This is a genomic window from Stackebrandtia soli (assembly GCF_965137155.1).
Lineage (GTDB): Bacteria > Actinomycetota > Actinomycetes > Mycobacteriales > Micromonosporaceae > Stackebrandtia > Stackebrandtia soli.
On sequence record NZ_CBCRZX010000012.1, the window covers coordinates 1 to 25249 of the forward strand.

General features: G+C 66.8%; 26 protein-coding genes. 13 read left to right on the forward strand and 13 right to left on the reverse strand.

Annotated features, from left to right (window positions below; genetic code table 11):
- Positions 1 to 253 precede the first annotated feature (253 nt).
- The 3 genes from ACM9NP_RS09580 (at position 254) to ACM9NP_RS09590 (ending at position 3989) form a co-directional block, all read left to right on the forward strand.
- The gene (locus ACM9NP_RS09580; protein ID WP_415646283.1) at positions 254 to 2788 is read left to right on the forward strand and encodes an Hsp70 family protein; all 2535 of its coding nucleotides are present in this window, start codon (positions 254 to 256) and stop codon (positions 2786 to 2788) included.
- 73 nt (positions 2789 to 2861) lie between these two features.
- On the forward strand, positions 2862 to 3014 hold the full coding sequence (locus tag ACM9NP_RS09585) for a hypothetical protein (RefSeq protein ID WP_415646284.1): 153 nt from the start codon (positions 2862 to 2864) through the stop codon (positions 3012 to 3014).
- A gap of 141 nt (positions 3015 to 3155) precedes the next feature.
- A complete protein-coding gene (locus ACM9NP_RS09590) occupies positions 3156 to 3989 on the forward strand; it encodes an undecaprenyl-diphosphate phosphatase (RefSeq protein WP_415646377.1) in 834 nt (277 codons plus the stop codon).
- Between the two features lie 118 nt (positions 3990 to 4107).
- Here ACM9NP_RS09590 and ACM9NP_RS09595 read toward each other — a convergent pair whose 3' ends face one another.
- Positions 4108 to 4473, reverse strand: coding sequence for a YybH family protein (locus ACM9NP_RS09595; RefSeq protein WP_415646285.1), 366 nt, complete (start codon positions 4471 to 4473; stop codon positions 4108 to 4110).
- Positions 4474 to 4509: 36 nt separating this feature from the next.
- On the opposite strand from ACM9NP_RS09595, the gene ACM9NP_RS09600 reads away from it, so the two are divergent.
- Positions 4510 to 5388: an Imm61 family immunity protein gene (locus ACM9NP_RS09600; RefSeq protein WP_415646286.1), complete on the forward strand. Its 879-nt coding sequence runs from the start codon at positions 4510 to 4512 to the stop codon at positions 5386 to 5388.
- A gap of 176 nt (positions 5389 to 5564) precedes the next feature.
- Here the strand turns inward: ACM9NP_RS09600 and ACM9NP_RS09605 are convergent, their stop codons facing one another.
- From ACM9NP_RS09605 to ACM9NP_RS09615, 3 genes are all read right to left on the reverse strand, one after another.
- Positions 5565 to 7070, reverse strand: coding sequence for a carboxylesterase/lipase family protein (locus ACM9NP_RS09605; protein ID WP_415646287.1), 1506 nt, complete (start codon positions 7068 to 7070; stop codon positions 5565 to 5567).
- Positions 7071 to 7324: 254 nt separating this feature from the next.
- A complete protein-coding gene (locus ACM9NP_RS09610) occupies positions 7325 to 7948 on the reverse strand; it encodes a TetR/AcrR family transcriptional regulator (RefSeq protein ID WP_415646288.1) in 624 nt (207 codons plus the stop codon).
- Positions 7949 to 8172: 224 nt separating this feature from the next.
- A complete protein-coding gene (locus ACM9NP_RS09615) occupies positions 8173 to 9060 on the reverse strand; it encodes a hypothetical protein (protein ID WP_415646289.1) in 888 nt (295 codons plus the stop codon).
- A gap of 274 nt (positions 9061 to 9334) precedes the next feature.
- On the opposite strand from ACM9NP_RS09615, the gene ACM9NP_RS09620 reads away from it, so the two are divergent.
- The 4 genes from ACM9NP_RS09620 (at position 9335) to ACM9NP_RS09635 (ending at position 12417) form a co-directional block, all read left to right on the forward strand.
- Positions 9335 to 9718: a DoxX family protein gene (locus tag ACM9NP_RS09620; RefSeq protein ID WP_415646290.1), complete on the forward strand. Its 384-nt coding sequence runs from the start codon at positions 9335 to 9337 to the stop codon at positions 9716 to 9718.
- An 84-nt stretch (positions 9719 to 9802) separates the two neighbouring features.
- Positions 9803 to 10699, forward strand: coding sequence for an RNA polymerase sigma-70 factor (locus ACM9NP_RS09625; protein WP_415646291.1), 897 nt, complete (start codon positions 9803 to 9805; stop codon positions 10697 to 10699).
- A 222-nt stretch (positions 10700 to 10921) separates the two neighbouring features.
- Positions 10922 to 11623, forward strand: coding sequence for a zinc-ribbon domain-containing protein (locus tag ACM9NP_RS09630; RefSeq protein WP_415646292.1), 702 nt, complete (start codon positions 10922 to 10924; stop codon positions 11621 to 11623).
- Between the two features lie 254 nt (positions 11624 to 11877).
- The gene (locus tag ACM9NP_RS09635) at positions 11878 to 12417 is read left to right on the forward strand and encodes a hypothetical protein (protein WP_415646293.1); all 540 of its coding nucleotides are present in this window, start codon (positions 11878 to 11880) and stop codon (positions 12415 to 12417) included.
- A gap of 214 nt (positions 12418 to 12631) precedes the next feature.
- Here ACM9NP_RS09635 and ACM9NP_RS09640 read toward each other — a convergent pair whose 3' ends face one another.
- From ACM9NP_RS09640 to def, 9 genes are all read right to left on the reverse strand, one after another.
- Positions 12632 to 13093, reverse strand: coding sequence for a hypothetical protein (locus ACM9NP_RS09640; protein WP_415646294.1), 462 nt, complete (start codon positions 13091 to 13093; stop codon positions 12632 to 12634).
- Between the two features lie 174 nt (positions 13094 to 13267).
- Positions 13268 to 13747 (reverse strand): hypothetical protein, encoded by a 480-nt coding sequence (locus ACM9NP_RS09645; protein ID WP_415646295.1) that lies wholly within the window; start codon positions 13745 to 13747, stop codon positions 13268 to 13270.
- Between the two features lie 153 nt (positions 13748 to 13900).
- On the reverse strand, positions 13901 to 14098 hold the full coding sequence (locus tag ACM9NP_RS09650; RefSeq protein WP_415646296.1) for a ferredoxin: 198 nt from the start codon (positions 14096 to 14098) through the stop codon (positions 13901 to 13903).
- Positions 14099 to 14123: 25 nt separating this feature from the next.
- Positions 14124 to 14720 (reverse strand): TetR/AcrR family transcriptional regulator, encoded by a 597-nt coding sequence (locus ACM9NP_RS09655; RefSeq protein ID WP_415646378.1) that lies wholly within the window; start codon positions 14718 to 14720, stop codon positions 14124 to 14126.
- Positions 14721 to 14770: 50 nt separating this feature from the next.
- Positions 14771 to 15976, reverse strand: a complete 1206-nt coding sequence (locus ACM9NP_RS09660; RefSeq protein ID WP_415646297.1) for a cytochrome P450 — start codon at positions 15974 to 15976, stop codon at positions 14771 to 14773.
- Positions 15977 to 16195: 219 nt separating this feature from the next.
- On the reverse strand, positions 16196 to 17275 hold the full coding sequence (locus tag ACM9NP_RS09665) for a DUF4185 domain-containing protein (protein WP_415646379.1): 1080 nt from the start codon (positions 17273 to 17275) through the stop codon (positions 16196 to 16198).
- 230 nt (positions 17276 to 17505) lie between these two features.
- On the reverse strand, positions 17506 to 17892 hold the full coding sequence (locus ACM9NP_RS09670) for a hypothetical protein (protein WP_415646298.1): 387 nt from the start codon (positions 17890 to 17892) through the stop codon (positions 17506 to 17508).
- Positions 17893 to 18075: 183 nt separating this feature from the next.
- Positions 18076 to 18603: a chloramphenicol phosphotransferase CPT family protein gene (locus ACM9NP_RS09675; protein WP_415646299.1), complete on the reverse strand. Its 528-nt coding sequence runs from the start codon at positions 18601 to 18603 to the stop codon at positions 18076 to 18078.
- Positions 18600 to 19133: a peptide deformylase gene (def, locus tag ACM9NP_RS09680; RefSeq protein WP_415646300.1), complete on the reverse strand. Its 534-nt coding sequence runs from the start codon at positions 19131 to 19133 to the stop codon at positions 18600 to 18602. The genes ACM9NP_RS09675 and def overlap by 4 nt, the downstream gene beginning before the upstream one ends.
- Positions 19134 to 19383: 250 nt before the next feature.
- Between def and ACM9NP_RS09685 the strand changes: the two genes are divergently transcribed.
- The 5 genes from ACM9NP_RS09685 to ACM9NP_RS09705 all read left to right on the forward strand — a co-directional run bounded on the left by ACM9NP_RS09685 (position 19384) and on the right by ACM9NP_RS09705 (position 25211).
- On the forward strand, positions 19384 to 19932 hold the full coding sequence (locus ACM9NP_RS09685; RefSeq protein ID WP_415646301.1) for a MarR family winged helix-turn-helix transcriptional regulator: 549 nt from the start codon (positions 19384 to 19386) through the stop codon (positions 19930 to 19932).
- A gap of 495 nt (positions 19933 to 20427) precedes the next feature.
- A complete protein-coding gene (locus tag ACM9NP_RS09690) occupies positions 20428 to 20517 on the forward strand; it encodes a potassium-transporting ATPase subunit F (protein WP_415646302.1) in 90 nt (29 codons plus the stop codon).
- The gene (gene kdpA, locus ACM9NP_RS09695) at positions 20517 to 22163 is read left to right on the forward strand and encodes a potassium-transporting ATPase subunit KdpA (RefSeq protein WP_415646303.1); all 1647 of its coding nucleotides are present in this window, start codon (positions 20517 to 20519) and stop codon (positions 22161 to 22163) included. Before ACM9NP_RS09690 ends, kdpA begins: the two co-directional genes overlap by 1 nt.
- A 10-nt stretch (positions 22164 to 22173) precedes the next feature.
- Positions 22174 to 24309: a potassium-transporting ATPase subunit KdpB gene (gene kdpB / locus ACM9NP_RS09700; protein ID WP_415646304.1), complete on the forward strand. Its 2136-nt coding sequence runs from the start codon at positions 22174 to 22176 to the stop codon at positions 24307 to 24309.
- Entirely contained in the window at positions 24306 to 25211 is a 906-nt protein-coding gene (locus ACM9NP_RS09705) for a potassium-transporting ATPase subunit C (RefSeq protein ID WP_415646305.1), read from the forward strand. The genes kdpB and ACM9NP_RS09705 overlap by 4 nt, the downstream gene beginning before the upstream one ends.
- Positions 25212 to 25249 lie beyond the last annotated feature (38 nt).

Sequence of the window (25249 nt, forward strand, 5' to 3'; positions counted from 1 at the left end):
CCGCTTGGTTGGGCAAATTCTCGAATTAGGCGTGTTTTCGCAATTTGCCCAACCAAGCGGAGCGTTTGCCCAACCAAGCGGAAATCGGCACAGCCCATGAGGAGTGCGGGGCAGCCCGAGTCGATCGCCTCCGTGATCCGATCAGCCATGATGGATGGACGTCGACGGGTCGGCCTGCCGCTGAACGAGATCACGAGAACGCGCCTCGGCGGGGGCGCTCGCGTCGTCGTCCGGTTTCGCCTAGATTTGAACGATGTCCTCCCCTGTCCACCTTGGTGTCGACTTCGGCACCTCGCACACCGTCGCCGTCCTACGTCACGACGACGGTTCGATGACACCGTTGATGTTCGACGGTTCACCGCTGCTGGCGTCCGCCGTGTACGCCGCCAACGACGGGCAGCTGCGCACCGGTAGGGATGCCCTGCATTCCGCCCGGATAGACCCGACCCGATTCGAGCCGAACCCGAAGCGGCGCGTCGACGACGGAGCGCTCCTCTTGGGAGACGCCGAACCGTCGATCATCGACGTGTTCGCGGCCGTGCTCCGGAGGGTGCGTCAGGAGACCGTCCGGGTGTACGGCGCCGTCCCTCCGACGACGCTCACCCATCCCGCGACCTGGGGCCCGACCCGGCGGCTGGCGTTGGAGGACGCCGCGATGGCGGCCGGATACCCCGGGCCGCGACTGTTGCCGGAACCGGTGGCGGCGGCGATGTACTTCGGTTGGCACAACACCATCGTGGATGGTTCCTCGGTCGTCGTCTTCGACTTCGGCGGCGGCACTCTCGACGTGTCCGCTGTGGAACGTTCGGTGTCGGGGTTCCGAGTGGTCACCGTGGACGGCGCCGAAGACCTCGGAGGAGTCGACATCGACCACCGGCTCATCGAACACCTCGGAACCCGATACGGCGACAAGCCGGAATGGGCGCGCCTGATGAGTCCACAGTCGCCGGATGATCGGCGAATGCACCGTCTGTTCATCGACGACGTCCGCTCGGCGAAGGAGCAACTGTCCCGGCACAACCGGACGGAACTCGTCGTCCCGCTCATCGGAGAGGAGACACACCTGACCCGGGAGGAACTCGAGGCCCTCACGGGGCCGCTGCTGGCCCGCGCCATCCGGGTGACCAGAGCCGTCATCCGTTCCTCCACGCTCACCCCGGACCGCATCGCCGGCCTGTTCCTCGTCGGCGGCGCCAGCCGGATGCCGCTCGTCGCGACCATGCTGCACCGCGAGACCGGGATCGCCCCGACGATCATCGACCAGCCCGAACTCGTCGTCGCCCACGGCGCGACCTTCTCCATCGGACTGATCGACGAGGCGTCGACACCCCGAACCGATCAGATCGTTGCACCACGGCAGCGATCGGACAAGAGTCGAGTCCACACGCCCGCACCGATCCCCGCCATGGTCTCGCCCGCGGTCCGACCATCGAGCCCGCCCGTTCCGCCGTCGAGCCCGCCCATGGTGGGCTGGCCGTCCGGTCCACCGGTCGCGACGCCGCCGAACCCGGTCAGCGCGCCGGTCTCGCCACCGCTGACGGCGGGACCGAACGCGTCGATCGCACCCCGACACGTCCCTGCCTGGTTTCGCGTCATCCAGGGACTGACCGCCGTCCAAGCAGTACTCTTCCTGGGCGGCACCATCGGGATGTTCGTCGCAGCCGACGGCAACGACGACTACCTCGGCGGGGCGATCGTCAGCGTGATCGGCACGATCGTCGCCACCACCGGCACGACCGGAACACTCCTCTATCGGCGGGGATCCGCAGCATTGTGGACTGCCGTCGTCGCGATCGCCACGCTCATACCTATCGGGCTCACCGGCCTAGCGGTCAACGAACACGACGACGCACGCTTCTTCCCGCTCCTGATCTCGGCCCCGGCTCTCATCTTCGTCCCGCTCTTGATCCACACTCAACAATTGTTCGACGGCAACACCGAGCGCCCTATGGCCACGCGTCACCTATCACCCCTACTCGTCGCGGAAATCCTGGGCTGGGTGCAGGCGGCGACGCTCGGCGTAGGAGCCGTCATCGTCGTCGACAACCTGCATTCGTCGAGCTATGCCGCGCTGGAGGACTACCCGGGGTCGAGGCCGGGCGCGCTCGCGATGTTCCTGATCCTGTTGCTCTTGTCCGTCGGCAGCGCCGTGATTCTCAGACTGCGGCCGCGACGGATACCGCACCGCCGGCTCGCCCTCGGAGCCCAGTACGGGGCCGTCGCCCTCGTCGGCGTGACGGTCGCCCTGTTCGGAATCGACGGCGATGACGGCGTCATCTGCTTCACACTGTCCGGGGCGATGGCGACCATCGTCCTCACGCTCCTCAACGTCTCGTCCCATCGCTTCTCCGACGTCGCGGCACCGAACATGCCGAAGACGGTCCACGCGGCGCGCGCCTTGGCCGGGCTCCAACTGACGGCCCTGGTCATCGGCTGGCTGGTCAGCATCGACGAACTGGCCACCGCCACCGACCGCGAGTACGACGAGTTCATGGTGGCGGTTCCCCTGTTCACCTCGGCGATCGTCGCCGCGGCCATCACCGGCTGGGCGCTGGCGGCCCTTCCACCCTCCTCGACGTTCCGGGGCATCGCCCTCGGCACGCAGTACACGATCGTCGCCGCAACGGTGGTCCTGTTGGCCGCGACCGGGCTCGAATTTGACACCACGGGCATGCTCATGGCGTGCGCCTCCCCCGCGATCGCGATCATCCCCCTGACTCACCGCGCCCGCTCCGCATTCGAAGCCCAACCGCCGCCCACAATCACGGGAACCGGCTCCTACCAGTAGGTGACGACCATCCATTCTCACTACATTCTGGACTGGCGACCCGAACCTGAGGTTCACCGATGACGAATGGGCGGTGAACCCAGACGCCGTCGAGATCCTCGCCTTCGTGAATCAGACGACTCAGAGCTCGTCCATCGAGGGCGGCAAGGTCGACCAGAGCCGAATCGTCCTCACGATGTCCGAAGTCGACGGTGGTTGGTCGGTCGTGAACGCGATCGTGGTGTGACCGCCGACGTCGTGTCGGCTCCCTGACCGTCACAGCGTCCGCGCGAAGCGCCCCGCTGTGGACGGAATGGATTCGGCAGCGGATATCGTGAACCGGCTCTGCTTCGAGCACAAGGAACTCACGTGGAGGCCGTTCGTGAACATGACCTGGCTGGAGACGATCGTCCTCGGCGTCATCCAGGGGCTCACCGAGATGCTGCCTATCTCGTCGTCCGCTCACATGCGACTCGCTTCGGCGCTCTTCTTCGACGCCGACGCGGGCGCGTCGTTCACGGCCGTCACCCAGCTCGGCACGGAAGCGGCCGTCCTGCTGTACTTCGCGTCCGACATCGGCCGAATGCTGAAGGCGTGGTTCCTCGGTTTCCGGGACAAGGCCGTCCGGGCGACCGTCGAATACCGACTCGCCTGGTACGTGATCATCGGCACGATCCCGATCGTCGTCCTCGGACTGCTCTTCAAGGACGAGATCCGCGACCAGGCGAGGAACCTGTGGCTGGTCTCGGCCAGCCTGATCGCCTTCGGTCTGCTGTTGGGCGTCGCCGAACGGCTCGGCAGCAAGACCCGGTCCTATGACACGTTCACACGGAAGGACGCCGTGCTGCTCGGTTTCGCGCAGGCGGGCGCCCTCATCCCGGGCGTCTCCCGTTCCGGCGCGACGATGACGGCCGGGCTCTTCCTCGGCATCGACCGCGCCGTCGCCGCGCGATACTCGTTCCTGCTGGCGATTCCGGCGGTGCTCGGATCGGGCCTCTACAGCCTCCCCGACGCGTTCGCTCCGTCCAGTGTGGGCCTCATTCCGACGACGGCGCAAATGGTCGTCGCGACGGTGATCGCCTTCGGTGTCGGGCTCGCCGCCGTCCACTGGCTCCTGAAGTGGGTCGCCAAGCACAGCGTCTACATCTTCGTCTGGTACCGCGTCGCGCTCGGCGTGTTCGTGATCGCCCTGCTCAGTAGCGGCCTCATCGACGCGACGTGACGAGGTGCGCGACGCGAGGGGCCCGGCCCCTCGCGTCGCGAACGATACCGGTCCGGGCGACAGTCCAGGACCTGACAGTTCCGTTGTCCGCCAGTCGAACTCGAAGAAACCGGCGTTCCTAATCGAGAAGGTTCGGCTGGTCGATCACCCACCGCCACGTGCCGTCCGTCTGGCGGCGAGCCACCTCGACGGTGACGGTGCCGTCGGCCAACCGCACCGAGGTCAACGCCAGGTCGCCGTTGCGCACAGTGGTCAGTTGTCGGCCCGGCGCGAACGTCGGACCGTCCGTGAGGAGTCGCCGGTACGTCTCCCGGATCTCGCCCGAGCCCGTCGCGACGCGACCTTCCGGCAAGGCCAGGACCGCGTCCGGTTCGTACAACGCGACCAAGGCGTCGACGTCACCCGCGTTCAGCCGTTCGACGATGAGGCGACTCAGATCCTCCGGTCGTGCCGCGCTCTCGTACCCCTGATCACCGTCCGACACCGCTGTCTCCCTCCCCCATCCGAATGCCATCGGATCATGCCAGACACCTCCGACACACTGGTGAAACGCCAGCTCAGCCGCGATCGCGGCGACGACACGACCCCGCATGCCGGATACACTCGCGCCACCAACTCGTCCCCCGAGGTGAGGAGCAGCGAGATGTCCAGGGTCGCCGACGCACAGCTCGCCACCTTCGCGGAGAAGGGCCGGTACACGTCGTTCCCGAAGGTGGACGCCGTCCTGAACTTCGGCGACATGGAGCTGCTGTTCACCGTCGTCGAACGCGCCGGCCGATTCGAACTCGGCAAGTCGGACCGGGGATCCCGCCCACGGTTGCTGATCGCCAGCGACGACCTCGACGTCGTCCGCCGCTTCCTCGTCGCGGTCCTGGGGGACGGCGTACGCGCCCAAGCCCGGCTCCCTCGGTTGGTTCTGCGGTCCCCCACGGATCCGATGCGCGCGGGATTCAGCCTCACCGAGGTCGACGCGGAACTCGTCCTCTCCTGGTCGGACAACGGAAGACGCTCGGCCCGGTTCCCGAACTCCCTCGGAGGCAAGAGCGAGGCACTGCGATTCGCGATGATCGCGGATCGGAGCGAAGAGGCGATCATGCGCCTTTACGATCCATCATGGCCGGTCACGGAACTACTGACGGAGAGCGCGCTCGCCGGACTGGCCGAGATCGGGAAGGCGTGCCTCGCACCATATTCCGACGAAGCGACGTTGAGAGTGGTCGAGCTCCCCGATCGGCTCGGCGTCTGTGTGCTGCACACCGTGCGCGGCGGAGGCAAGGTCTATGTCGCCCCGGACGGTTCGGCCCTGTTCGCCAGTTCCGCAATGGACTTCGACGCTGGCCTGTCCGTATTCCGTTCAGGCCAACGCACCCCACCGGAGAAGCTCGGACCGGGGAGGTAGCCGCACCACGATGGACGTCTGAATGTCCACGTGGGAACATGCCGCCACCCGTCGCCGGACCTCGCTACTCACCACCACCGTTCGCGCCAAGTGTGGCCCCCGAACCGAAGAGCGGCACCGCCTCCCGGGACGCTCCCACCCGCGCGGACCTGAGGTTCACGAACGACGGCGTCGCCTCAGCCAAGCTCGGCCCAGAAGTCGAGCCGGTGGTCCCCCGCGTAGTCGACACCACCGATCGCCTGCGGCGCCAGGGATTGGACATGCCCGGCACCGAAGCCCGGCCACACGGGAAGGTCCTCGCCGGCGGGGTCGCCGTCACGCGCGAAGGCCGCCCAGTACCGGTTCATGGTCTCGGCGAGATCACGCTGCTCCGTCGAGAGCGGAGAACCGCCCGGCAGGTCGAACTGGTACGGCAGTTCGGCCGCGTGCACGGCACCGGTGGGGAAACCAGGGATAGGCACCGTCGGCGGGGCGTCGGGGTCGGCGAACTCGTAGAACCACGTGCCGGTGACTGCGGCGAGGGCGCGGCCCAGTTCCCAAGTCGGTCGTGCCCACGCCCGGTCGGTCGCGATCTGCGCCCAGGCGAGGCTCGGAGTCGAGAAACGGTCGAGCGGGTATCGGGCGGCGACACGTTCGGCGTCGGCACCGAACGCCTCGGCCAGCAAACGCGGATAGCTTTCGGCGGTGACGGGACTTCCAGCCAGGTCGGCGAACAGCGAGACGAAGAACCGCGCTTCGTCCCGCGCGGTGCCGAGCAACACCGGAACCCGGTGGACGCGTCCGGCTGCCAGCGCAACGCCCGGCGACTCGGGCAGTACCGTTCCTCCGAACGCGGGCCTGATGAACGCGCCCGACACCGCGAGCAGGTCAACCACCGGAACCTGCCGCAGTCGCTCCATCGTGGATTCCGGATCATCGCCAGCGCTCGCCCAACCGTGATCGACGGCGGTGACGGCGCCCAACTCGTCCAACTCGGCGGCCGGGATCCAATTCGCGGGCAACTCGGGAACGCCTGGGATGAAAGTGTTCGCGGGGGTCGGGCCCATGATGGCGAATCCACTTTGCAGGATCGCCCGGTGGAACAGTCCGGCTGAGCCGGGCGACACCAGGTGGGCGGACACGGTGAGTGCGCCGTAGGACTCTCCGACCAGGGTCACGTTCCCCGGATCTCCGCCGAAGCGAGCGATCTCGTCGCGCACCCAACGCAACGCGGCCTGCTGGTCCTGAACGCCGAAACTTCCGCCGTCGGGGATTCCGGGATGCCCGAAGCAGGCGAGCACGCCGAGCCGGAAGGTCGGCTTCACCACGATGAGGTCACCGGTGACGGCCAACCGTCCGGCGTCGAAGTCGGTCGTCGAGCCGTTGGTTCCGCCGCCGCCGTGCAGCCACACCAACACCGGGCGGCCGGTCGCCGGTGCCTCGGGCACGGTGACCTCCAGCGTCAGGCAGTCCTCGTCCAGTGAGGTGACGTCGGCGAAGGACTGGGCGGACTGAGGCGCGGGGCTTCCGGGCTCGGTCGCGTCGAGGACGCCCGACCATGACTCGACCGCGGCCGGCGGGCACCAGCGCCGGTCGCCGACCGGCGGCGCGGCATAGGGGATGCCCCGAAACGACAGGTGTCCGTCGAGCCGCAGCCCACGGACGGCGCCGTGACTCAGCCGCACGGTGGCGGAATCGGTCATGGGTACCTCCTGGTCGGCACGTGAGGGTCGATCGCTGCCACTGCTCGACGAAATAACGTTCATGATCGCCATCTTAGCAATATGATCATATTGCTAAAAATTGCCGGGCGCACGCCCCACCGAAACAAGGGCATGCCCTCCGTCCGCTTGGTTGGTTAAACGCCTCGCTTGGTTGGGCAAATGTTCGAAACAGGCGTGTTTTCGCAATTTGCCCAACCAAGCGGGACTTTTGCCCAACCAAGCGGAGGTGGGGTTCAGTGGTCTTCGACGCCCTCGCGCTCCGGGAAGACCGCGGCGATGCCGACGGCCAGCACCTCGCGAGCCGGGAACGCCTCCGGTCCCGAGAGGTTCACCTGCTCGGCCAGGCCCTGCGCCACGGCGAGGATCATGCGAGCCGCCACCACCGGGTCCGTGCCCGACGGAACCTCCCCCCGTTCAAGCCCGCTCCGCACTACGGCCGTGACGTAGCCGAGTATGTCGCCCCCGGACCGTCGGGCGACCTCGGCGAGACCGTCGTTGTGCAGGGCTTGCGTCTGCAATCCCTGCCGCACACGGTGTTCGACCTCGCGCTCTTCGTCGAGCGGCAGGAGTTCGGACAGGGTGTCCAGCAGCACCTCGGCGACCGAGCGACCGGCCGCCTCCCCGTTGCGGACCCGGACGCGGATTCGTCGGCTCAGCTGATCGAGCGCGTCCTCGTAGGCGAACCGCAGCAACACGTCCTTGTTCGCGAAGTAGTGCTGGATCAGGCCGACCGAGAATCCGGCCTCGGCCGCCACTCGGGAGAACGAGACGGCCGCGTAGCCCTCCTCGGCCAGTAGTCGTTGAAAAGCCCGCGCGATCTGCGCGCGACGTTCGTCATGGTCAGCTACCCTCGGCACGTCAGAATCATACAGTCGTACTGTTATCAGGGTCGCCCCGCTCAATCGTCAGCCCACCGGGCCGCACCGGGGCAGGCGATAACAGGACGAACGACTCCGGTCCACCGGGAAACCCTTGGACGGCAAGGAAATCCCGATGGCCATGGCGGTGTCCTCACCCCGAATTCGAGCGTACCGCCAAGCGGAACTCGCTGGGGCGCACCATATCCGGAGCGCGACGCGGGTCAGGAACGGTTCGCCGTCAGAAGTTCGTAGGCGATGTCGTTGACGGCCGCTCCGCGTGCCGTCGCCGAGCGGAATCGAACCCACGGTTTCCCGGGAATGGCGGACGCGATGACGACCGTCCGCTCGCTGCGTTCGTCGTACTCGATGGACGCGATCTCGGACCAGGTCAGTCGATGGGAGGACTTCCCGGACAGCTTCGTCAATCCCGCCGCGTCCAAGAGGATCGTGCCCTTGCGATCGGCGGCGATGGAGGTGTTGGCGGCGAGCGCGTGGCGGACCACGTCCTTGTTCGCGTCCGTGGCCGACTCGTAAGCGTGCTGGAGAAAGGCGGTGAGTTCGACGGAGTTGGTGACGAGTTTGAGGTTCGTCGGCTGGTCCCACAGCTGGATGACGGTCCGCCACTTGTTGAAGCCGCCGACCTTGTTGCGCTCGAAGGGTTCGACGCGAATGTCGTTGAAATCGCGCCATCGATACCAGGAGGTCGCGCCGTAGCCGTCCGTCAAGGCGAAACCGCCGCTCAACGCGGTGATCGTCCGGTCTTGGGTCAACGCCCACCGAGCGACCGGTTCGCCGATGTCATCGGGTCGCGGATTGACGTTGGGGGTGGATTCGACGAGGCGTGCGCGGCGTTTGGCGTACAGGATGATGCCGACCCCGACTAGGCCGATCGCGAGGCCCAGGAACGGCGCCCGACGGGCGGTGATCTCACGTGATTCGATCGCTTCGGCGAGGGTCATCCACTCTCCTTCGCCGACCTTGCATTCGCCGTTCGCTGGGAACGGATTGCCTTGGCAGGTCAGCGGCAACGCCGACATGATCTCGCCCCACAGGCCGACGACCACGCCCAGAACGATGACACCGATGCCGATCCACACATGTCTTCTCATCGAAAGCTGCCTTCACTGCTTCGCACTAGTACTCGAAGTGTCCGTCATAGTGAATCAGATTGGAACTGGATCTCTTGCGCCCCTTGGTTAATGGCGACTCTCCTCGTCCACGAACGAGCGTCCACACCGGAACGAAACCGAGGACGCGACGGTGGCGGAGGGTGCGCCCCGAAAGCCTCGGCACAGCCTCGCATTGTGATCTGGGTCATGTGATGTCACAACGTTCTGTCGCGTGGTGTCTTGTGCCCGAACCCAGAGAACGAAGGAGAGCCCCATGAATGTCGCACTGTGGATCGCCGCCGGACTGCTGGCGTTGATCGCCTTGGCCGGTGGCGTCAGCAAGTCGTTCGTACCCAAGGAGAGGCTGGCAGTGCACGAGGGCGGGAAATGGACCGGACACGTCAGCGTCGGCTTCGTCAAGACCCTTGGGGCACTTGAACTCCTGGCCGCGGTCGGGCTCGTCCTGCCCGCCGTCCTCGACATCGCGCCGATCCTGGTGCCGGTGACCGCCGTCTGCTGGGTCGTGCTCATGGTCGGCGCGATGATCACTCACGGCCGCTTCGGCCAGGTCCCGCTCGTGATGCTCAACCTGGTCTATCTCGTCATCGCGGCCTTCGTCGCGTGGGGCCGTTTCGTTCTCGAGCCGTTCACCGGCTGACGAGTGCGCATGGCACGATCCGATCGACCTCGATGTGAACGCGCGGTACGACGCCTCGGGTCGGCCGCGCCGGATGGGAATCAGATGGACGACCACGCCACCGATGCGGCGACCACGGCCTTTGTCGCCCATCGGAACCTGCTCTTCACCGTCGCCTACGAAGTCCTCGGCTCCGCGGTCGAGGCAGAGGACGTCCTCCAGGAGACCTGGCTGCGGTGGGCGAAGGTCGATATGGAGGACGTCCGCGATCAGCGCGCCTATCTCGTGAGGATCACGACCCGGCAGGCACTCAACAGGTTGCGCGCCATGAGACGTCGCAAGGAGACTTACATCGGCCAGTGGCTGCCCGAACCGGTGCTCACTTCTCCGGACGTGGCCGAGGACGTCGAACTCGCCGAGGCCGTGTCGATGGCTCTCATGCTCGTTCTCGAGACCCTGTCGCCGACGGAGCGCGCCGTCTTCGTGCTGCGCGAGGTCTTCGACACCGACTACGACGAGATCGCCGCCGCCGTCGGCAAAAGCCCCACCGCCGTGCGTCAGATCGCGCACCGCGCCCGTCGCCACGTCGACGCCCGGCGTCCCCTTCAGACGGTCTCCCCACGTGAGACCCGAGCCGCGCTGGAGTCGTTTCGGCGCGCGATCGAGACGAACGACCTCCATGGACTCATGAGCGTGCTCGCCCCGGAGGTCGTACTCGTGAGCGATGGGGGCGGAGTCAAACCGGCTCCGCCGCGACCCATCGTCGGTGCCGACAAGGTGGGTCGACTGATACATGGCGGCTACGACAAGAACCACGGAGCGATCAGCGCCACGCTCACCGTGGTCAACGGGAATCCGGCACTTCTCGTACGTCTGAACGGGGACGTCGACGGCGTCATGGCGTTCCGCGTCGAGGGCGCCCGAATCATCGGCCTCTACTATGTCCGCAACCCGGAGAAACTGTCCCGTGTCGAATCGACGACGACGCTGAGCCGACGCTGACCCGGGTATCCATATACGACCGCATTCCGCGGGATCACGCGTGAAGTGCTCAACGCCCGGCCCGTAGAGAATCGGACGTTCGGCTTCGAACCGTTCGGCCGCTTCACCAGCGTGATCGGCCATCCCGAGGCCTTCTGTCAGTGGGGCGCCGCCACCCGATTCGGTTGCGCTGGGGCACGGAACTCGACCCGAAACGAGACAGCCCGCCCTACCCTCGACGACATGAGTTACAACGCCCCCTCGCCGGTGACTCGAGAACTGCACCCCGAGCACGGAGCCCTGTGGAACTCCCCTTTGGAGGGTAGACGGCCACCGGCTGGAACCGTACTCGCCGACCCCGACCGTCAGAACCGGGGCATGTGGGGCCCGAAGTACTTCTACGCCGACGACCGACGGCGGTGCCTGGACTGCCACGCCGACTTCGTCTTCTCCGCCACCGAACAGCGATTCTGGTACGAGGCCTTGGGATTCAGCTTCGACTCGCGCCCGATCCGTTGCGCGCCCTGCCGTCGGACGCGTCGTCGCCCCAACGTCTTGAACGCGCGGCTCGCGGAGGCCGCCGAAGCGGCTCGCCGTTCCCCAGAGGACGCCGACGTCCTACTCGATTGGGCAGCCGCGATCATCGCGTTGCACGAGGAGATCGGGGCCGGCAGCATCGAGACGGCCATCGCCAACGCGCGAAAGGCGTTGCGGCTCTCCCCCAGCAGCCATACCGCCTGGTACTGGCAGGGGCGGGCACACGAACTGGCGGACCGCGCCGACTCCGCGGCGGACGCCTACGGCCACTTCGTGGTGGCCACCCGACCGTCACGACGACGGGCCATGCGCCAACTGCGCGGTGACGCGGAACTTCGTCTCACCCTGCTTAAGGCGTCCACGACCACGGACGCGGTCAACAGGGACGCCTCTGAGGAACCTGCCTGAACTCCAGACGAGTACCGGACACTCGGTCCGTCCAGGATGTCCAGCCTCCCGTCCTTCGGCCGAGAGCCGACTCCCCGACGTTCCTGCCGGCACCAGAAGAGTCCTATATCGATGAATACGGCACCCGACGCTTCATCGGGCTCCGATCTTGGCGAGCGGCCGTGCGGCCGGATCTCGATCGGACGAACACCGTGTCGGCGCGTCGCGAAGGATGAATCGGACTGTCACGGTGTCGGCACTTATGCTCGGCGAAGATGGCCAAAACCGAGGTTTTTCACCCGATAGAGGACGGTGCCGCCGTGAAGGTTCTGTTCGTACGTGCCGTGACCGTGGTCGCCTGCGGAGTGGCCTTGACCGCGTGTTCGCCCGAGGACGGGTCGATCGATCCCAACGCGGATCGACAGGACACGAACAACGGGCAGCACGACGCGACTGTCACGGACCTGAGCGGGGGTGGAACATGCGCCGACGGCCAGGACGTCACGATCGACACCGACGGCGCGAGTCCGACCATCACCGGAAACTGTGGAGTCGTCACGATCACCGGGTCGAAGGTCGACGGCGACATCGAAGACGCCGACAAGGTCGTCGTCCGGGGTGACAACGCCATCCTTCGCGGCCGAGACTGGGATGAACTCGTGATCGAGGCGAGCAACACCTCGATCAACGTCGACGCTTTGGACGAGGTGAACGTCATCGGCAGCGACGTCCAGATCACGGATCAGGAGATCGACGACATCATCATCGACGGCGGTCGCATCGACATCGGCGACGGTTCGATCACGGTGAACTGAGACGAGAACAGGGTCGTCATCTCGGGCGAGATCGGGAACCTGATCGTCCACGGCGACAACGAGTCGTCCAACTGAGACACGCGCGTCAGCATCGCCGATTCCAACGGGGACAAACCGCCAGTCGCGCGACGGGGGTGTCCCGACGACCGCGACCGCCGTCCATCGAGACGGTTCGGACGCCGAGAGTCCACACCGGACGTGGCCGGCTAGGCGATCACGATTGCCCGTGGTAGTAGATCGCCGCCGTGCGCCGTCGCTGCGCCAGGACGACCGCGCAGACCAGGTGACCGATCGAGACGAGCGTCATCACACTGGCCAGCAGGAGGGACGCCGTGCCGGCCGGGGCGAGTTCGACGGAGTCGGAGGCGCCGAACCTCGCGAGCAGCATGGCCATGAGCAGCAGACCGATGATGCCGACGATGATGGGCGGGACGATCCAATCTGGACGGAATACGCCCGCCATGAGCGCGGCGACGAGTATCACCAGTACGAACAGAACCACGCCGACCTCTCCCTCGGCGATCGCCTCCCACAGTGGAATGAACCCTGATCCGTCCTCGCGCTGGTAGTACGGCCATGCAGGGAGCACGATCGCCAGCAACATGACGGGGCCGTACAGCGATCCGAAACCGCTCAGGCGGCGTCTCGGGTCGATATCGGGCGACTGGTTGACCATGAGAAGTCCTCTCTACTCCGGCCCGAAGGATAGGGCAGCCCCACCGGCGTCCACGCGTGGATGCCGGTGCGACGGGGCCGAAGTCTGGTCGTACGCGCGAACACGTCGAACGACGGTCCGAGATCGATTGTGCCCCAACAACACGGAGGATGGCGGTGCTTCGCGAGCGCGATGTCAGTAGTAGTCGGGGAGCGACGTATCGTCGCTCGAGGTCCGCGCCTTCGCCGCCTGCTCACTCTTCGGCCGCTTCGCTGCCAGCTTCCGCAAGACTCGAACATGGACGATTGCCAGGACGGTCAATCCAATGGCCAGCAGCAACGACGCGGTGCCCGCCGGGGTGAGTTCGATCGTCTCGGACGCACCGTATCGCGTGAACAGCCAGACCGTGAACAGGAACCCCAGGGAGCCGATCACCACGGGCGGGAGCATCCGATCCGGACGGAACACCGCCATCACCAGCACGACGGCGAGCAACAGCAAGGGTAGGAAGAAGACGTTCATCGACTCCCACAACGGTAGGACGATCCAACCCTCTTGATCCACATAGTACGGCCAGGACGGCAGCACGATCAGGAACGGCACCACGGGGCCGTACAGCGGAGGAAAGCCTCCGAGCCGATTCTGGTTGGGCGAGTGTGGTTCGGGGGCGTTCATCGGATGTCCTCTCTGGTCTTCGCCAGAAGGATAGACAAGTCATGCCACCGCTACCCGATTCGAGGCGAGGGCGTGGTTCGCTTCCAAACGCCGCCGGAAGCGGACCACGCCGTCACGATCCACGGGCGATCAAGGCCGGATCACCGCGATCGATCACGCGTCGTCCACTCGGATGGCGCCCGTCGGGCAGACGACCGCCGCCTCGGTGACGGCGCCCTCGGTTCCCGTCGGCGGCTCCGCCGTCAGGAGTTTCACGATTCCGTCCTCATCGCGCTGGTCGAACACGTCGGGCGCGAGCAGGACGCACTGCCCCGCGCCGCAGCACCTATCTTCGTCCACAGTGATCTTCATACCGGCCTTTCGTGATGGGTGTGCGTCATGCGGTTCGACCGACAGGTGCCGTCCACAGTCCGGCGAGCGCGTCGACCAGGCCGGACGCCGCGTCGTTCCACGTCGCTCGGGGCGTGAACGCCCCTTCGGCGAGTGCCCGCTCGCGTTCGGCGACGGCGTGAAGCAGCAGGTGGGCGGCCATGTCTCCCCGTTCGACGCGAACCTCCAACGGCAGGGCCGGAAGGCAGGCGTTGAGACCGTCCATCGCCTGGACGAGCGCCCTCGACGAGAGCGACTCGGCGGCGATGATCTCGCGGAAGGCGGGGTCCGTGTTGGCTTGGGCGGTGAACCGGGCGAACCATGACGGGGTGCCGAGTTCGTTCAGGTGCTCCGTGAAAGGTCGGACGATGCAGGCGATCCACGTACGGACGTCGGCCGATCCGGCGGCGGCCGCCACCATGGACGCCCGGTGGTTCTCCACGCGGTCGCCGTGCTCCCGGGTGATGGCTCGAATCAGGTCGGTCTTCGTACCGAAGTGGTACGAGACGGCCGTGTTGTTGCCTTGTCCCGCCGCCTCCCCTATCTGTCGATTGGAGACGGCGGTCAGGCCGCGCTCGGCGTACAGGCGCTCTGCGGTGGCCATGATGATGTGCCGGGTGACGCGGGTCCGGTCGGTTCGCCGGTTGGTCGCGTTCACCAGGTCACCGGGAGCGTTTCGAGGCCGCCCACGGCGAGCCCGTCGAGGTCGCGGAGGTCGTCGACCGGCACGGCGAGGTCCAGGGTGGGGAGTCGGCGGAGCAGTGTCTCCAGCGCGACCTGGAGCTCGGTTCGGGCGAGCGCCTGACCGAGGCACGAGTGGGGGCCGGAGCCGAATGCGAGGTGGGGGTTGGGGCTGCGGTCGAGACGCATGATGTCGGCGTCGTCGAAGGTGGTCTCGTCACGGTTGGCCGCCGCCATGCTGCACATGACGGTCGTGCCGCGAGGAACGGTGCCGCCGGAGAGTTCCACCGCGTCAGTGAGGTAGCGGACCATTCCGATGCCCGCGTTGGCGTCGAAACGCAGGGACTCTTCGACGGCGGTCCGCACGAGGGCCCGGTCGTTGAGGAGAAGGTCCCAGCGTGAGCGGTCGGCGAGGAGCATCGCGATCATCTTGACGATCATGTTGGCGGTGGTCTCGTGGCCTGCGACGAGTAGGCCCTGGCCGGTGGCGACGAGTTCGGCGTCGGACAGCGGGTCGTCGCCGTGGGCGAGTTCGCTGAGGAGGTCGTTGCCCGGACTGTCGCGTTTGGCGGCGACGTGGGCGGCCATGTACTGGACGAACTGCGCCTGAGCCGCGCGCACCTCGTCGTCGCGGTATCGGGTGAGGTTGAGCATCGTGTCGGACCAGTGCCCGAACTTGCTGCGGTCGGACGACGGAACGCCGAGCAGTTCGCAGATGACCCAGACGGGGAGCGGGAATCCGAACGCGGCCTTCAGATCCGCTGGTTGGCGCGTCCGTGTCATCTCGTCGACGAGCTTGTCGGCCATGGCCTCGACGCGAGGGCTGAGTTCGCGCATCCTCTTGGCGGTGAACCACTTCGCGACGCGGCGACGCCAACGTTGGTGGCCTTCGCCGCTTTGCGGGATGACCTGCGCCATGTCGCTGTTGAACAGTCCGGTTTCGCCGTCGGTCAGACGCGCCGCGTCGTCCGCGTCGAGGAGCCTGCCGAATCGCGGGTCGGACAGCACGTTCTTGACGTCGGCGTAGCGCGTGACGAGCGCCGCCTCGTCTCCACTGGGGAGGGAGATTCGCCCGACCGGGCACTTGTCGCGCAGTCGCGCCCACTCCTCGGGGGCGTCCAGGGGGCCGGGGCGCGGAATGGGGTAGTTCAGGACGTCGTCGCGCTCACTGTCGGACACGATGTGCCTCCTCGGCGTTGCGGTCGGTGCATACCAAGGAAACACCAGGAGTGAACCTAAGTCAAGTGACTGACTTGATGGATGTCGAGAGCGGAGGAACGGATCGGTGTCGGAATGTGTTCCACCCCAGCTGAAGCGGCATGGTCCCCTGTGTCGCGCCGTCAGATCCATAAGCGAGGCGGGCCGGAGTCGCGATCCAGGCCCGCCTCGCGGTGATCGTCAGGTGCCGAAACCCTGGACGCGATGCTGCATGACGCGATACGGCCAGCCGTTGGCCGTGTTCCATTGACTGACCGACAGATGCAGGTCGTTGAGCGTAGAACCGGGGATGACGTACCCGCCGTACAACTGCGCCACGTGCGAGCCATCCTCGTTGCCCCAGGCACCACCCCAGACCAGCGTGCGCCGATACGCGGTGTACAGGTTGGACGTCGGGGTGTCCATGATGATCCCGTCGATGCGGTAGTCCCCCGCGTTGAACCACGTGAGGACCCACTTGCCGCCCAGGGGCCGCAGGCACAGTTCACCGAAGGCGCCTTCGAGTATCGGCGTGGGAGCGTGGCCCCACGCCCAGGTTCCGTCGCGCCAACCCCACGGCTCGTACGCGGCGGGATCGGCGATGCGGTCGGCCGGAACCCGATGCAGGATGAGCGACTTGTTCCGTTGGAAGCCCGTCGAGTAGACGTAGACGTACCCGTCGTTGCCGAGGCCCCAGGTGAACATCTGGAACATGCCCCCGTGGAGGTTCGGGTCGAACTTCGCCCCCGTGTGCACCCAGGTGGCGCCGGAGTCGTCGGAGCGCCAGATCTCCGTCCACACGACGTTGCCGAGTCCCTTGTTGACCATCGCGTGTAGATACATCGTGCCGCCGATGGTGATCACGTCCGACGGGAGGACGGTGGAGAAGACCGGGTTGTCGTGGTCGTAGTGCCACAGCTGTTGCGCGTGCTCACCGCCGACGGCGCCCGACCAGGTGACGCCCGCCGCCAGATCCGTTGTCGTGGAGTACAACGCCACCGGGGAACGCCACCAGCCGCCACCGACGTGCGCGGCTTCGAAGGTGTCACCGAAGACCCAGAGGGTGCGTCCGTCCGGGGTGGTCGCCGGGATGCCGAGGTCGGTCGCCTCCATACGGAAGCGGGTCGTCAGACCCGGTCCGGTGAGGTCGGCGACCTTCGTGACGTGAAGGGCTTGGGGAACCGGGTCGGCGGCGGCACGACCGGGCACGCCGACGACGGCGGTGACCCCGAGCGCGGCGGCCGTCTTGAACAGTGTGGACCGGCGCATGGGCCGGTTCATGAGGTTGTCGTTCACGGGTGTCTCCTGCCGGTAGAGCTGCGAACGTGGTGACGGCACCATATCGACGGAGCGCGGGCTTCTCAAGACTTCGCGAAGGCTCCGGTTCTCGAAGTGCGCGGGCTGCGTTCCTCCGGCGTACCGTCCGGACGTGTCGAATCCAGGCTTCGACGCGGTCCTGATCAGTTGCGGCCGCCGAAGCGCCGTGCGGACCACTGCGGGCTCACCGGATCTCAGCGAGTGACCCGGACATGGCGCGCCATCACGTGGGCGAGCCCGAGCACCGTCAACAGGACGCACAACATGGTCATGCTGCGCCCGTATGCCAGCCAGCCGAGTTCGGACGGTCCGTCGCTGGCGGAGGTCGCGGCCAAGCCGCTCACAGATCCGAAGAGGACCGCACTGGGCACGAGAAAGTGACGGGGATTGAAGGCTCCCCATGTCAAGAGTCCCACCAGGATGAGGATGGCGACGACGGTTCCGCCGTTCAGGATCATGTCGGCGGTGATGTACGCCCCGTTCTCCATGTCGTAGTGCGGTATCGAGAGGACGACGGGCACGGCGACGGCGACGGCGGCGTACAGCCTTCCGAACCCGACGAACTCTCGTTTGTCTGACATGGACTCTCCTCGGGATCGACGCGACGGGGCCGCGCTCCCGTGAACAGAGTGAACGCGGCCGTGACGGCCACAGCGTATGGAGCGTCGTCAAGACCACGGATACGATCCACTGTGACTACATCATGGACGAGCCGAGCGCATGTCAGGCCCTTCCCGGGCCCACCGACACCGCCGGCCTGTGGGTCATTCGACGCCGCGCGCCCCGAACCGTCGTGGCGACGCGGATTCGACGAACCGGGCGACGCGCAGCGCGCATTCGCGCGGGGACTCCACGCTCGTGTCGACGGTGAGGTCGTATGGCAGGTCGCGGTGCACCCGATCGTATTGGCGGGCGGCGATTCCGGGCTCCCGATCACCGCGCTCGGTCTCCCGGCGGATCAACTCGGGCAGCGGACATCGGACGCCGACGAGCACGACGTCGCCGGACAGCACGTCGAGCAGGTCGAGCGCCCAGGACCGTTCCCTGACGACGTGATCGGCGATGACGTTGTTGCCCGTCGCCGCCATGCCCGCGACGGCGCGATGATAGCCGCGCACCATCTTGTCGAGTATGGACTCAAGTTGCTCGTCGTCGACGGGTCGGCGCGCGCGCATGGCGTTGAACGCGTCCCTCGGAAGGTGGTAGTAGGTGTCGTCCAATATCGACAGGAGCTCCGCGGCGATGCTGGACTTTCCCGAACTCGACGTTCCGTTGAGGACGATGACCGTCACGGACGCGGCTTGTCCGTCGGCAACCCGGCGCCTTCGAGGAGCTTCTTGCGCATCCGGCGCGGCAGCCGATCCACGAAGACGAGGCCCTGCAGGTGATCCGTCTCGTGCTGAAGGCAACGGGCCACGTAACCGGTTCCGGAGATCGTGATCGGTTCACCGTTCATGTCGAAGCCGGTGACCGTCGCCGAGTCGACGCGAGGAACCGTTGTGTACTGGCCGGGCACGGACAGACAGCCCTCCGAGTCGGCTTCGAGCCGACGCGGCGGTTCGGCGGGCAGCAGCGTCGGGTTCACCACGTGCGCGACGACCTGCTTCCCGTCGTCGCCGGTGATGTCCATGACGAAGACCGAGGCGTCGACGCCGATCTGGTTCGCGGCCAGGCCGACGCCGTCGGCGGCGTACATGCTGGCGAACATGTCGTCGATGAGTTGCTTCAGCTTCTCGTCGAACTCGGTGATCTTCTGGCAGGGACGATGCAAGATCGGATCGCCGTAGTAGACGATCGGATGGACGGTGCCTGTCTCGGCCACGGTGGCGTTCCTCCCGGGAGTGGTTTGTCACGACGCGGTGTCACGTGCGCGCGGCGTCAACTTTAGAGGTTGTCCCGTTACCCGGCGGCTCGGCTAGGGCGGCACGAGAACACCATCGGCGGCACGACGGTCACCAGCCCGCCGATTCGAACACCAAGAATCGCAGACGTCGGCGACCATCCACGCACCGGCTGCGAGGCGTCGCCGCCGACCGCCGGATAAGGTGGCCGAGATCCACAGGAGGCGGCGCATGACGAGACGGGAATCCGACGACACCGATCGGCTGGTCGAACAATGGCATGCCGTCGTTCCCGACATCGATCCGAAAGTCGAGCGGGTCGTCGACCGCGTCCTCATCTCGGCGCGTTACCTGGACCGGCTCGCCAGCGACCTCGCCGCGAAGCACTCCCTGCAACGCCCCGACTATGAGATCCTCGCCCGCCTGTTCTGGGTCGGCCCGCCGCATCGTCTGCGGCCCAGCCAACTCGCGGCCGGGACGATGACGGCCGCGACCACCGTCACCAGTCGACTCGACCGCCTCCAGAAGCGCGGACTGATCACCCGCGCCGCCGACCCCGACGACCGCCGATCCATGACCGCGCAGTTGACGCACGAGGGACACACCCTGTTCCAGCGCATCGTCAGCGAACAGGCGACGATCGAGCGGGAGATCTTCGAAGGCCTGAGCGCGGCGCAACTCGACACGCTCGCGCGCCTGCTCAACCGGACGATGACGCTGCTGGAGGACCGCCTCGGCGCGGCTCCTCGCCGCGTCACGCTCGCCCTGTCCGGGGAGTGACGACGGGCGCCTAGCCCGAGTGACCGTCCCGAGAACGACCGTTCGGCGACCGAGTCGGCGACCCATCAGGCCTTTCCCACCGGAGCCCGTTCCTCGTTGAGCGCTGCCCCGGGCTGGACCGGACCCCGGCGTTCGCGGCCGCGTCCGCTCACGCACGGCGAACGACGACGGGCCGGAAGACCGACTGCGGGGCCGACGCGCGCCCGACAAGCGGGACGGCGGGACAGCTCTTGCGTGCCGCAGTAGGGACCGTCACAGCGCGTCAAGGACCCGTCAAGATGCCGCCGGCAACCGTCAGGAAGCCGTCAACGGCACTTGGCACGGGTCCAAGTCCGGCGTTGACTCAGCCACGGCTTCACAGCGAAGCCTCGCGAACCGTCCGATGGACGGCCCGCCCCCTCACTGAAGGAGAGTCATGCTCGATCTGGCCTATCTGGCACTCACCGTGCTGGGTTTCGCCGTACTGGCGTTGGTAGTCAGGGCGGTGGAACGGTCGTGAGCGCGGTCAACCTGGTCTCACTGGTACTCGTCATCGGACTCGCGGCGCTGCTCGTCGCGGCCCTACTGTTCCCGGAGCGGTTCTGATGAGCGGCCTCGTCTTCATCCTCATCCTCATCGCCGCGCTCGCCGTCTCATACCGGCCCCTCGGCGACCACATCTACCGCGTCGTCACCCGTACCGAGCACCGACGTCCCGAACGTCTCGTCTATCGGCTCGTCGGCGTCAAGGCGGACACCGAGCAGACCTGGGGCGGCTACGCCCGCAGTGTCCTGGCGTTCTCCTTCGTCGGCGTCGTGTTCCTCTATGGAATGCAGCGTCTCCAGCACGTGCTGCCGTTCGGCAACGGCCGGGACGCGGTCGATCCGGCGTTGGCGTGGAACACCGCCGTCAGCTTCGTGACGAACACGAACTGGCAGGCGTACTCCGGCGAGTCCACCATGGGCATGCTGCTTCAGGCGGCCGGCCTGGCCGTGCAGAACTTCGTCTCGGCCGCCGTCGGCATCGCCATCGCCATCGCGCTCGTCCGAGGTTTCGCGCGCACCCGCACCGACAAACTCGGGAACTTCTGGGTCGACGTGACCCGTGTCGTCATCTGGGTACTGCTTCCCATCAGCGCGATCGCCGCCGTCGTCCTCATCGGTGGCGGAGTCGTGCAGAACCTCACCGACACGGCGGCCGCGACGATCACCGGCGGAGAACAGGCCATCCCCCGCGGACTCATCGCCAGCCAGGAGGTCATCAAGCACCTCGGAACCAACGGCGGCGGCTACACGAACGTCAACGCCGCGCACCCGTTCTCCAACCCGACGGCGTGGACGAACCTGCTGCTCGTCTTCCTGATCCTCGTCATCCCGGTGTGCCTGCCGCGCACGTTCGGGCGCATGGTCGGCGACAACCGACAGGGCCTCGCGATCATCGCGATCATGGGGACCGTCGCGCTCGTCGGCATCGGAGCGGTCGTCGCCCTCGAAGGCAACCCGTCGGGGACGGTCCCGACCGCCATCGGGGAGTCCATGGAGGGTCGCGACGTCCGATTCGGCGTGTCCGACTCGGCGGTGTTCGCGGCCGTCACCACCCTGACCTCGACCGGGTCCGTCGACTCGTTCCACGACTCGTACTCGGCCCTCGGCGGCGGCGTGCTCACCGTGAACATGCTGCTCGGCGAGGTCGCCCCCGGCGGCGTCGGTGCGGGCCTGTACGGCCTGCTCGTCATCGCCGTCATCACCGTGTTCGTGGCGGGACTCATGGTCGGGCGAACACCCGAGTACCTCGGGAAGAAGATCGGCACCCCGCAGATCAAGTTGGCGTCCCTGTACTTCCTCGCGACACCGGCATTGGTCCTCATAGGAACAGCGGTCACGATCGCGGTCCCCGGCAACGTGGAGTCGCTTCAGGAAGGCGGCCCGCACGGCCTGTCAGAACTGCTGTACGCGTTCGCGTCGGCGTCCAACAACAACGGATCCGCGTTCGGCGGTCTCAGCGCCAACACCCCCTGGTTCAACACGGCGCTAGGCATTTGCATGCTCCTCGGCCGATTCCTGCCGATCGTGCTCGTGCTCGCCCTCGCCGGATCACTCGCCAAGCAACGCGCCGTTCCCGCCTCCTCGGGAACGTTCCCGACCCACACGCCCCTGTTCATCGGAATGGTCATCGGCGTGCTGGTCCTGCTCGTCGCGTTGACCTACCTGCCGGTCTTGGCACTCGGCCCACTCGCCGAGGCGCTGGGATAGGAGATCATTGATGTCACAACAGACAGTACAAAGTAGCGAAAAGGGCGGACTGACCGATCCTCGACAATGGATCGCCTCCGCTCCCGACGCCTTCCGCAAACTCGACCCGCGAACACTGTGGCGCAACCCCGTCATGTTCACCGTCGAGATCGGCGCCGTGTTCACCACGGTCCTCGCCGCCATCGAACCGAGCGTCTTCGCCTGGGTCATCACCGTGTGGCTGTGGTTGACGGTGCTGTTCGCCAACACCGCCGAGGCGATCGCCGAAGGCCGAGGCAAGGCGCAGGCCGACAGCCTGCGCAAGGCGCGCACCGACACCATCGCGCGGATGATCGCGCCCGGTCAGGAACCGACCGGGCCGGACGTCACGACGGTCGAGGTCCCGGCGACACAGCTGCGACGCGGCAATCTGGTGCTCGTCACCGCGGGCGAGACGATCCCGGGCGACGGCGACGTCCTCGCCGGTATCGCCAGCGTCGACGAATCGGCGATCACCGGCGAGTCGGCGCCCGTCATCCGCGAGTCGGGCGGAGACCGCTCCGCCGTCATGGGCGGCACGATCGTCCTGTCCGACTGGGTCGTCGTCCGCATCACCCAGGAACCCGGCGACAGTTTCCTCGACCGGATGATCGCGCTCGTCGAAGGCGCCGACCGGCGCAAGACACCGGGGGAGATCGCGCTGAACATCCTGCTCGCGGCGCTGACGATCATCTTCCTACTGGCCGTGGCCACGATTCAGCCCATCGCGATCTTCGCGAAGGACCAGAGCGCGGCGCTCGACTCGAACGTCATCACGGGCGACGGGGTCACCGGCGTCGTCCTCGTGTCCCTTCTGGTGTGTCTCATTCCGACCACCATCGGGGCGCTGCTGTCGGCGATCGGCATCGCCGGAATGGACCGCTTGGTGCAGCGCAACGTCCTCGCCATGTCCGGCAGGGCGGTCGAGGCGGCCGGCGACGTGACGACCCTGCTGCTCGACAAGACCGGCACCATCACGCACGGAAACCGGCGCGCGGCGGCACTGTACGCGTCCCCGGGTATCCCGGGGCTGCGCCTCGCCGACGCGGCGCAACTGTCCAGTCTGGCCGACGAGACGCCCGAGGGCCGGTCGATCGTCGTGTTCGTCAAGGGCTCGTACGGCTTGCGGGAACGCGACGCGGGCGAACTCGAACACGCCGAATGGGTTCCGTTCACGGCGCAGACCCGCATGAGCGGCGTCGATCTGGCCGTCGACGGCGACGCGCGCGTCGTCCGCAAGGGCGCCGCGAACGCGGTCATGGCATGGGTTCGCGACAACGGCGGCACGGTGGATTCGGCCGTGACGACCCGCGTCGACGAGGTGAGTTCCGAAGGCGGCACGCCCCTCCTGGTCGCGGAGCGGGCCGCCGGTGAGTCGGTGCCGGTTGTACTCGGTGTCATTCACCTGAAGGACGTCGTGAAGGAAGGCATGACGGCCCGGTTCGCGACCCTGCGCAGCATGGGCATTCGCACGGTGATGATCACCGGCGACAACGCCCGGACGGCGGCGGCGATCGCCGAGGAGGCGGGCGTCGACGACTTCCTCGCCGAGGCGACGCCCGAGGACAAACTCGAGTTGATCAAACGCGAGCAGGCCGACGGCCGCATGGTCGCGATGACCGGCGACGGCACGAACGACGCTCCCGCGTTGGCGCAGGCCGACGTCGGCGTCGCGATGAACAGCGGCACGTCGGCGGCCAAAGAGGCCGGAAACATGGTCGACCTCGACTCCGATCCGACGAAGCTCATCGAGATCGTCGCCATCGGCAAACAGCTGCTCATGACGCGAGGCGCGTTGACGACGTTCTCCATCGCCAACGACGTGGCGAAGTACTTCGCCATCATCCCGGCGATCTTCGCGGCGATCTATCCCGGATTGGACGCGTTGAACGTCATGCGACTGTCCAGTCCGGAGTCCGCGATCGTCTCGGCCGTCGTCTTCAACGCGATCGTCATCGTCGCGCTGATCCCACTCGCGCTGAAGGGGGTCCGATACCGGCCGGGGAACGCGTCGAGCATGTTGCGACGCAACCTGCTGGTGTTCGGACTCGGCGGCGTGATCACCCCGTTCATCGGCATCAAACTCATCGACCTGTTGGTCGCTCTCATCCCAGGGATGGCGTCATGAGTCGTATTCCTCGTTGGTTCTCCGGCCATGTGGCGGCGCTACGCGCGCTGCTCGTGTTCACGGTGCTCACCGGCATCCTCTATCCGTTGGCGATCCTCGCCGTCGCGCAGATGCCGGGCTTGAAACACCACGCCGACGGTTCGCTCATCACCGACGATGGCGACGTCGTCGGCGCCGAGCTCATCGGACAGTCCTTCACGGACGAGGACGGTTCACCGTTGCGCGAGTACTTCCAGTCGCGTCCATCGGCCGCCGGCGACGGATATGATCCACTGTCGACGTCCGCCTCGAACCTCGGCCCGGAGAACATCGTCGACGTGCTCCCGGACCCGTCCCTCGGCTGGGACGGCGACGAGAACGCGTCGACGAGCCTCCTCACCCAGGTGTGTCAACGCAGCGCGACCGTCGCGGAAACCGAAGGCGTGGACGGATCCCGGCCATACTGCGCCGACAGCGGCGACTCCGCCGTCGGCGCGGTGCTCGGCGTGTACTACTCGGACGGACTGAGCGGCGACGTCGAGCGCGTCATCAGCCTGAACGAGCAGTGCGGCACCGTCGAGAAGCCGTTCGTGACGTCCTATGAAGGTGTCACGGTGGAATGCGCCGAATACGGCGAAGACCACGGCAAGGCCGTGCCCACCCCGATCCGAGGGGACGCCCCCGCCGATCCCGTGGTGCCGGCCGACGCCGTGACCGCGAGCGCCTCGGGACTCGACCCGCACATCAGCGTCGACTACGCCCGGTTGCAGACCGCGCGCGTCGCCGACGAGCGCGGGACTACGGTCGAGCGGATAGAAGTACTGGTGAAGGCGCACACGACCGGTGGCGTGCTCGGGGAGCCCGGCGTCAACGTGGTGACGCTGAATCTCGCCCTGGATCGGGATTTCCCGGTCGCATCGTGATGTTCGCGGCGCCGCCGCGGGAGTGGAAGGGAGACCGA

Bases quoted from the DNA above. Each gene is read 5' to 3' on its own strand.
- ACM9NP_RS09640 (WP_415646294.1), bottom strand. From the start codon at position 13,093: ATGGTCAACCAGTCGCCCGATATCGACCCGAGACGCCGCCTGAGCGGT.
- kdpB (WP_415646304.1), top strand. From the start codon at position 22,174: ATGTCACAACAGACAGTACAAAGTAGCGAAAAGGGCGGACTGACCGAT.
- ACM9NP_RS09705 (WP_415646305.1), top strand. From the start codon at position 24,306: ATGAGTCGTATTCCTCGTTGGTTCTCCGGCCATGTGGCGGCGCTACGC.
- ACM9NP_RS09625 (WP_415646291.1), top strand. From the start codon at position 9,803: ATGGACGACCACGCCACCGATGCGGCGACCACGGCCTTTGTCGCCCAT.
- ACM9NP_RS09665 (WP_415646379.1), bottom strand. From the start codon at position 17,275: ATGAACCGGCCCATGCGCCGGTCCACACTGTTCAAGACGGCCGCCGCG.
- ACM9NP_RS09620 (WP_415646290.1), top strand. From the start codon at position 9,335: ATGAATGTCGCACTGTGGATCGCCGCCGGACTGCTGGCGTTGATCGCC.
- ACM9NP_RS09645 (WP_415646295.1), bottom strand. From the start codon at position 13,747: ATGAACGCCCCCGAACCACACTCGCCCAACCAGAATCGGCTCGGAGGC.
- ACM9NP_RS09670 (WP_415646298.1), bottom strand. From the start codon at position 17,892: ATGTCAGACAAACGAGAGTTCGTCGGGTTCGGAAGGCTGTACGCCGCC.
- ACM9NP_RS09655 (WP_415646378.1), bottom strand. From the start codon at position 14,720: ATGGCCACCGCAGAGCGCCTGTACGCCGAGCGCGGCCTGACCGCCGTC.
- ACM9NP_RS09630 (WP_415646292.1), top strand. From the start codon at position 10,922: ATGAGTTACAACGCCCCCTCGCCGGTGACTCGAGAACTGCACCCCGAG.
- ACM9NP_RS09590 (WP_415646377.1), top strand. From the start codon at position 3,156: ATGACCTGGCTGGAGACGATCGTCCTCGGCGTCATCCAGGGGCTCACC.
- kdpA (WP_415646303.1), top strand. From the start codon at position 20,517: ATGAGCGGCCTCGTCTTCATCCTCATCCTCATCGCCGCGCTCGCCGTC.
- ACM9NP_RS09605 (WP_415646287.1), bottom strand. From the start codon at position 7,070: ATGACCGATTCCGCCACCGTGCGGCTGAGTCACGGCGCCGTCCGTGGG.
- ACM9NP_RS09685 (WP_415646301.1), top strand. From the start codon at position 19,384: ATGACGAGACGGGAATCCGACGACACCGATCGGCTGGTCGAACAATGG.
- ACM9NP_RS09615 (WP_415646289.1), bottom strand. From the start codon at position 9,060: ATGAGAAGACATGTGTGGATCGGCATCGGTGTCATCGTTCTGGGCGTG.
- ACM9NP_RS09635 (WP_415646293.1), top strand. From the start codon at position 11,878: ATGGCCAAAACCGAGGTTTTTCACCCGATAGAGGACGGTGCCGCCGTG.
- ACM9NP_RS09580 (WP_415646283.1), top strand. From the start codon at position 254: ATGTCCTCCCCTGTCCACCTTGGTGTCGACTTCGGCACCTCGCACACC.
- ACM9NP_RS09650 (WP_415646296.1), bottom strand. From the start codon at position 14,098: ATGAAGATCACTGTGGACGAAGATAGGTGCTGCGGCGCGGGGCAGTGC.
- ACM9NP_RS09600 (WP_415646286.1), top strand. From the start codon at position 4,510: ATGCCAGACACCTCCGACACACTGGTGAAACGCCAGCTCAGCCGCGAT.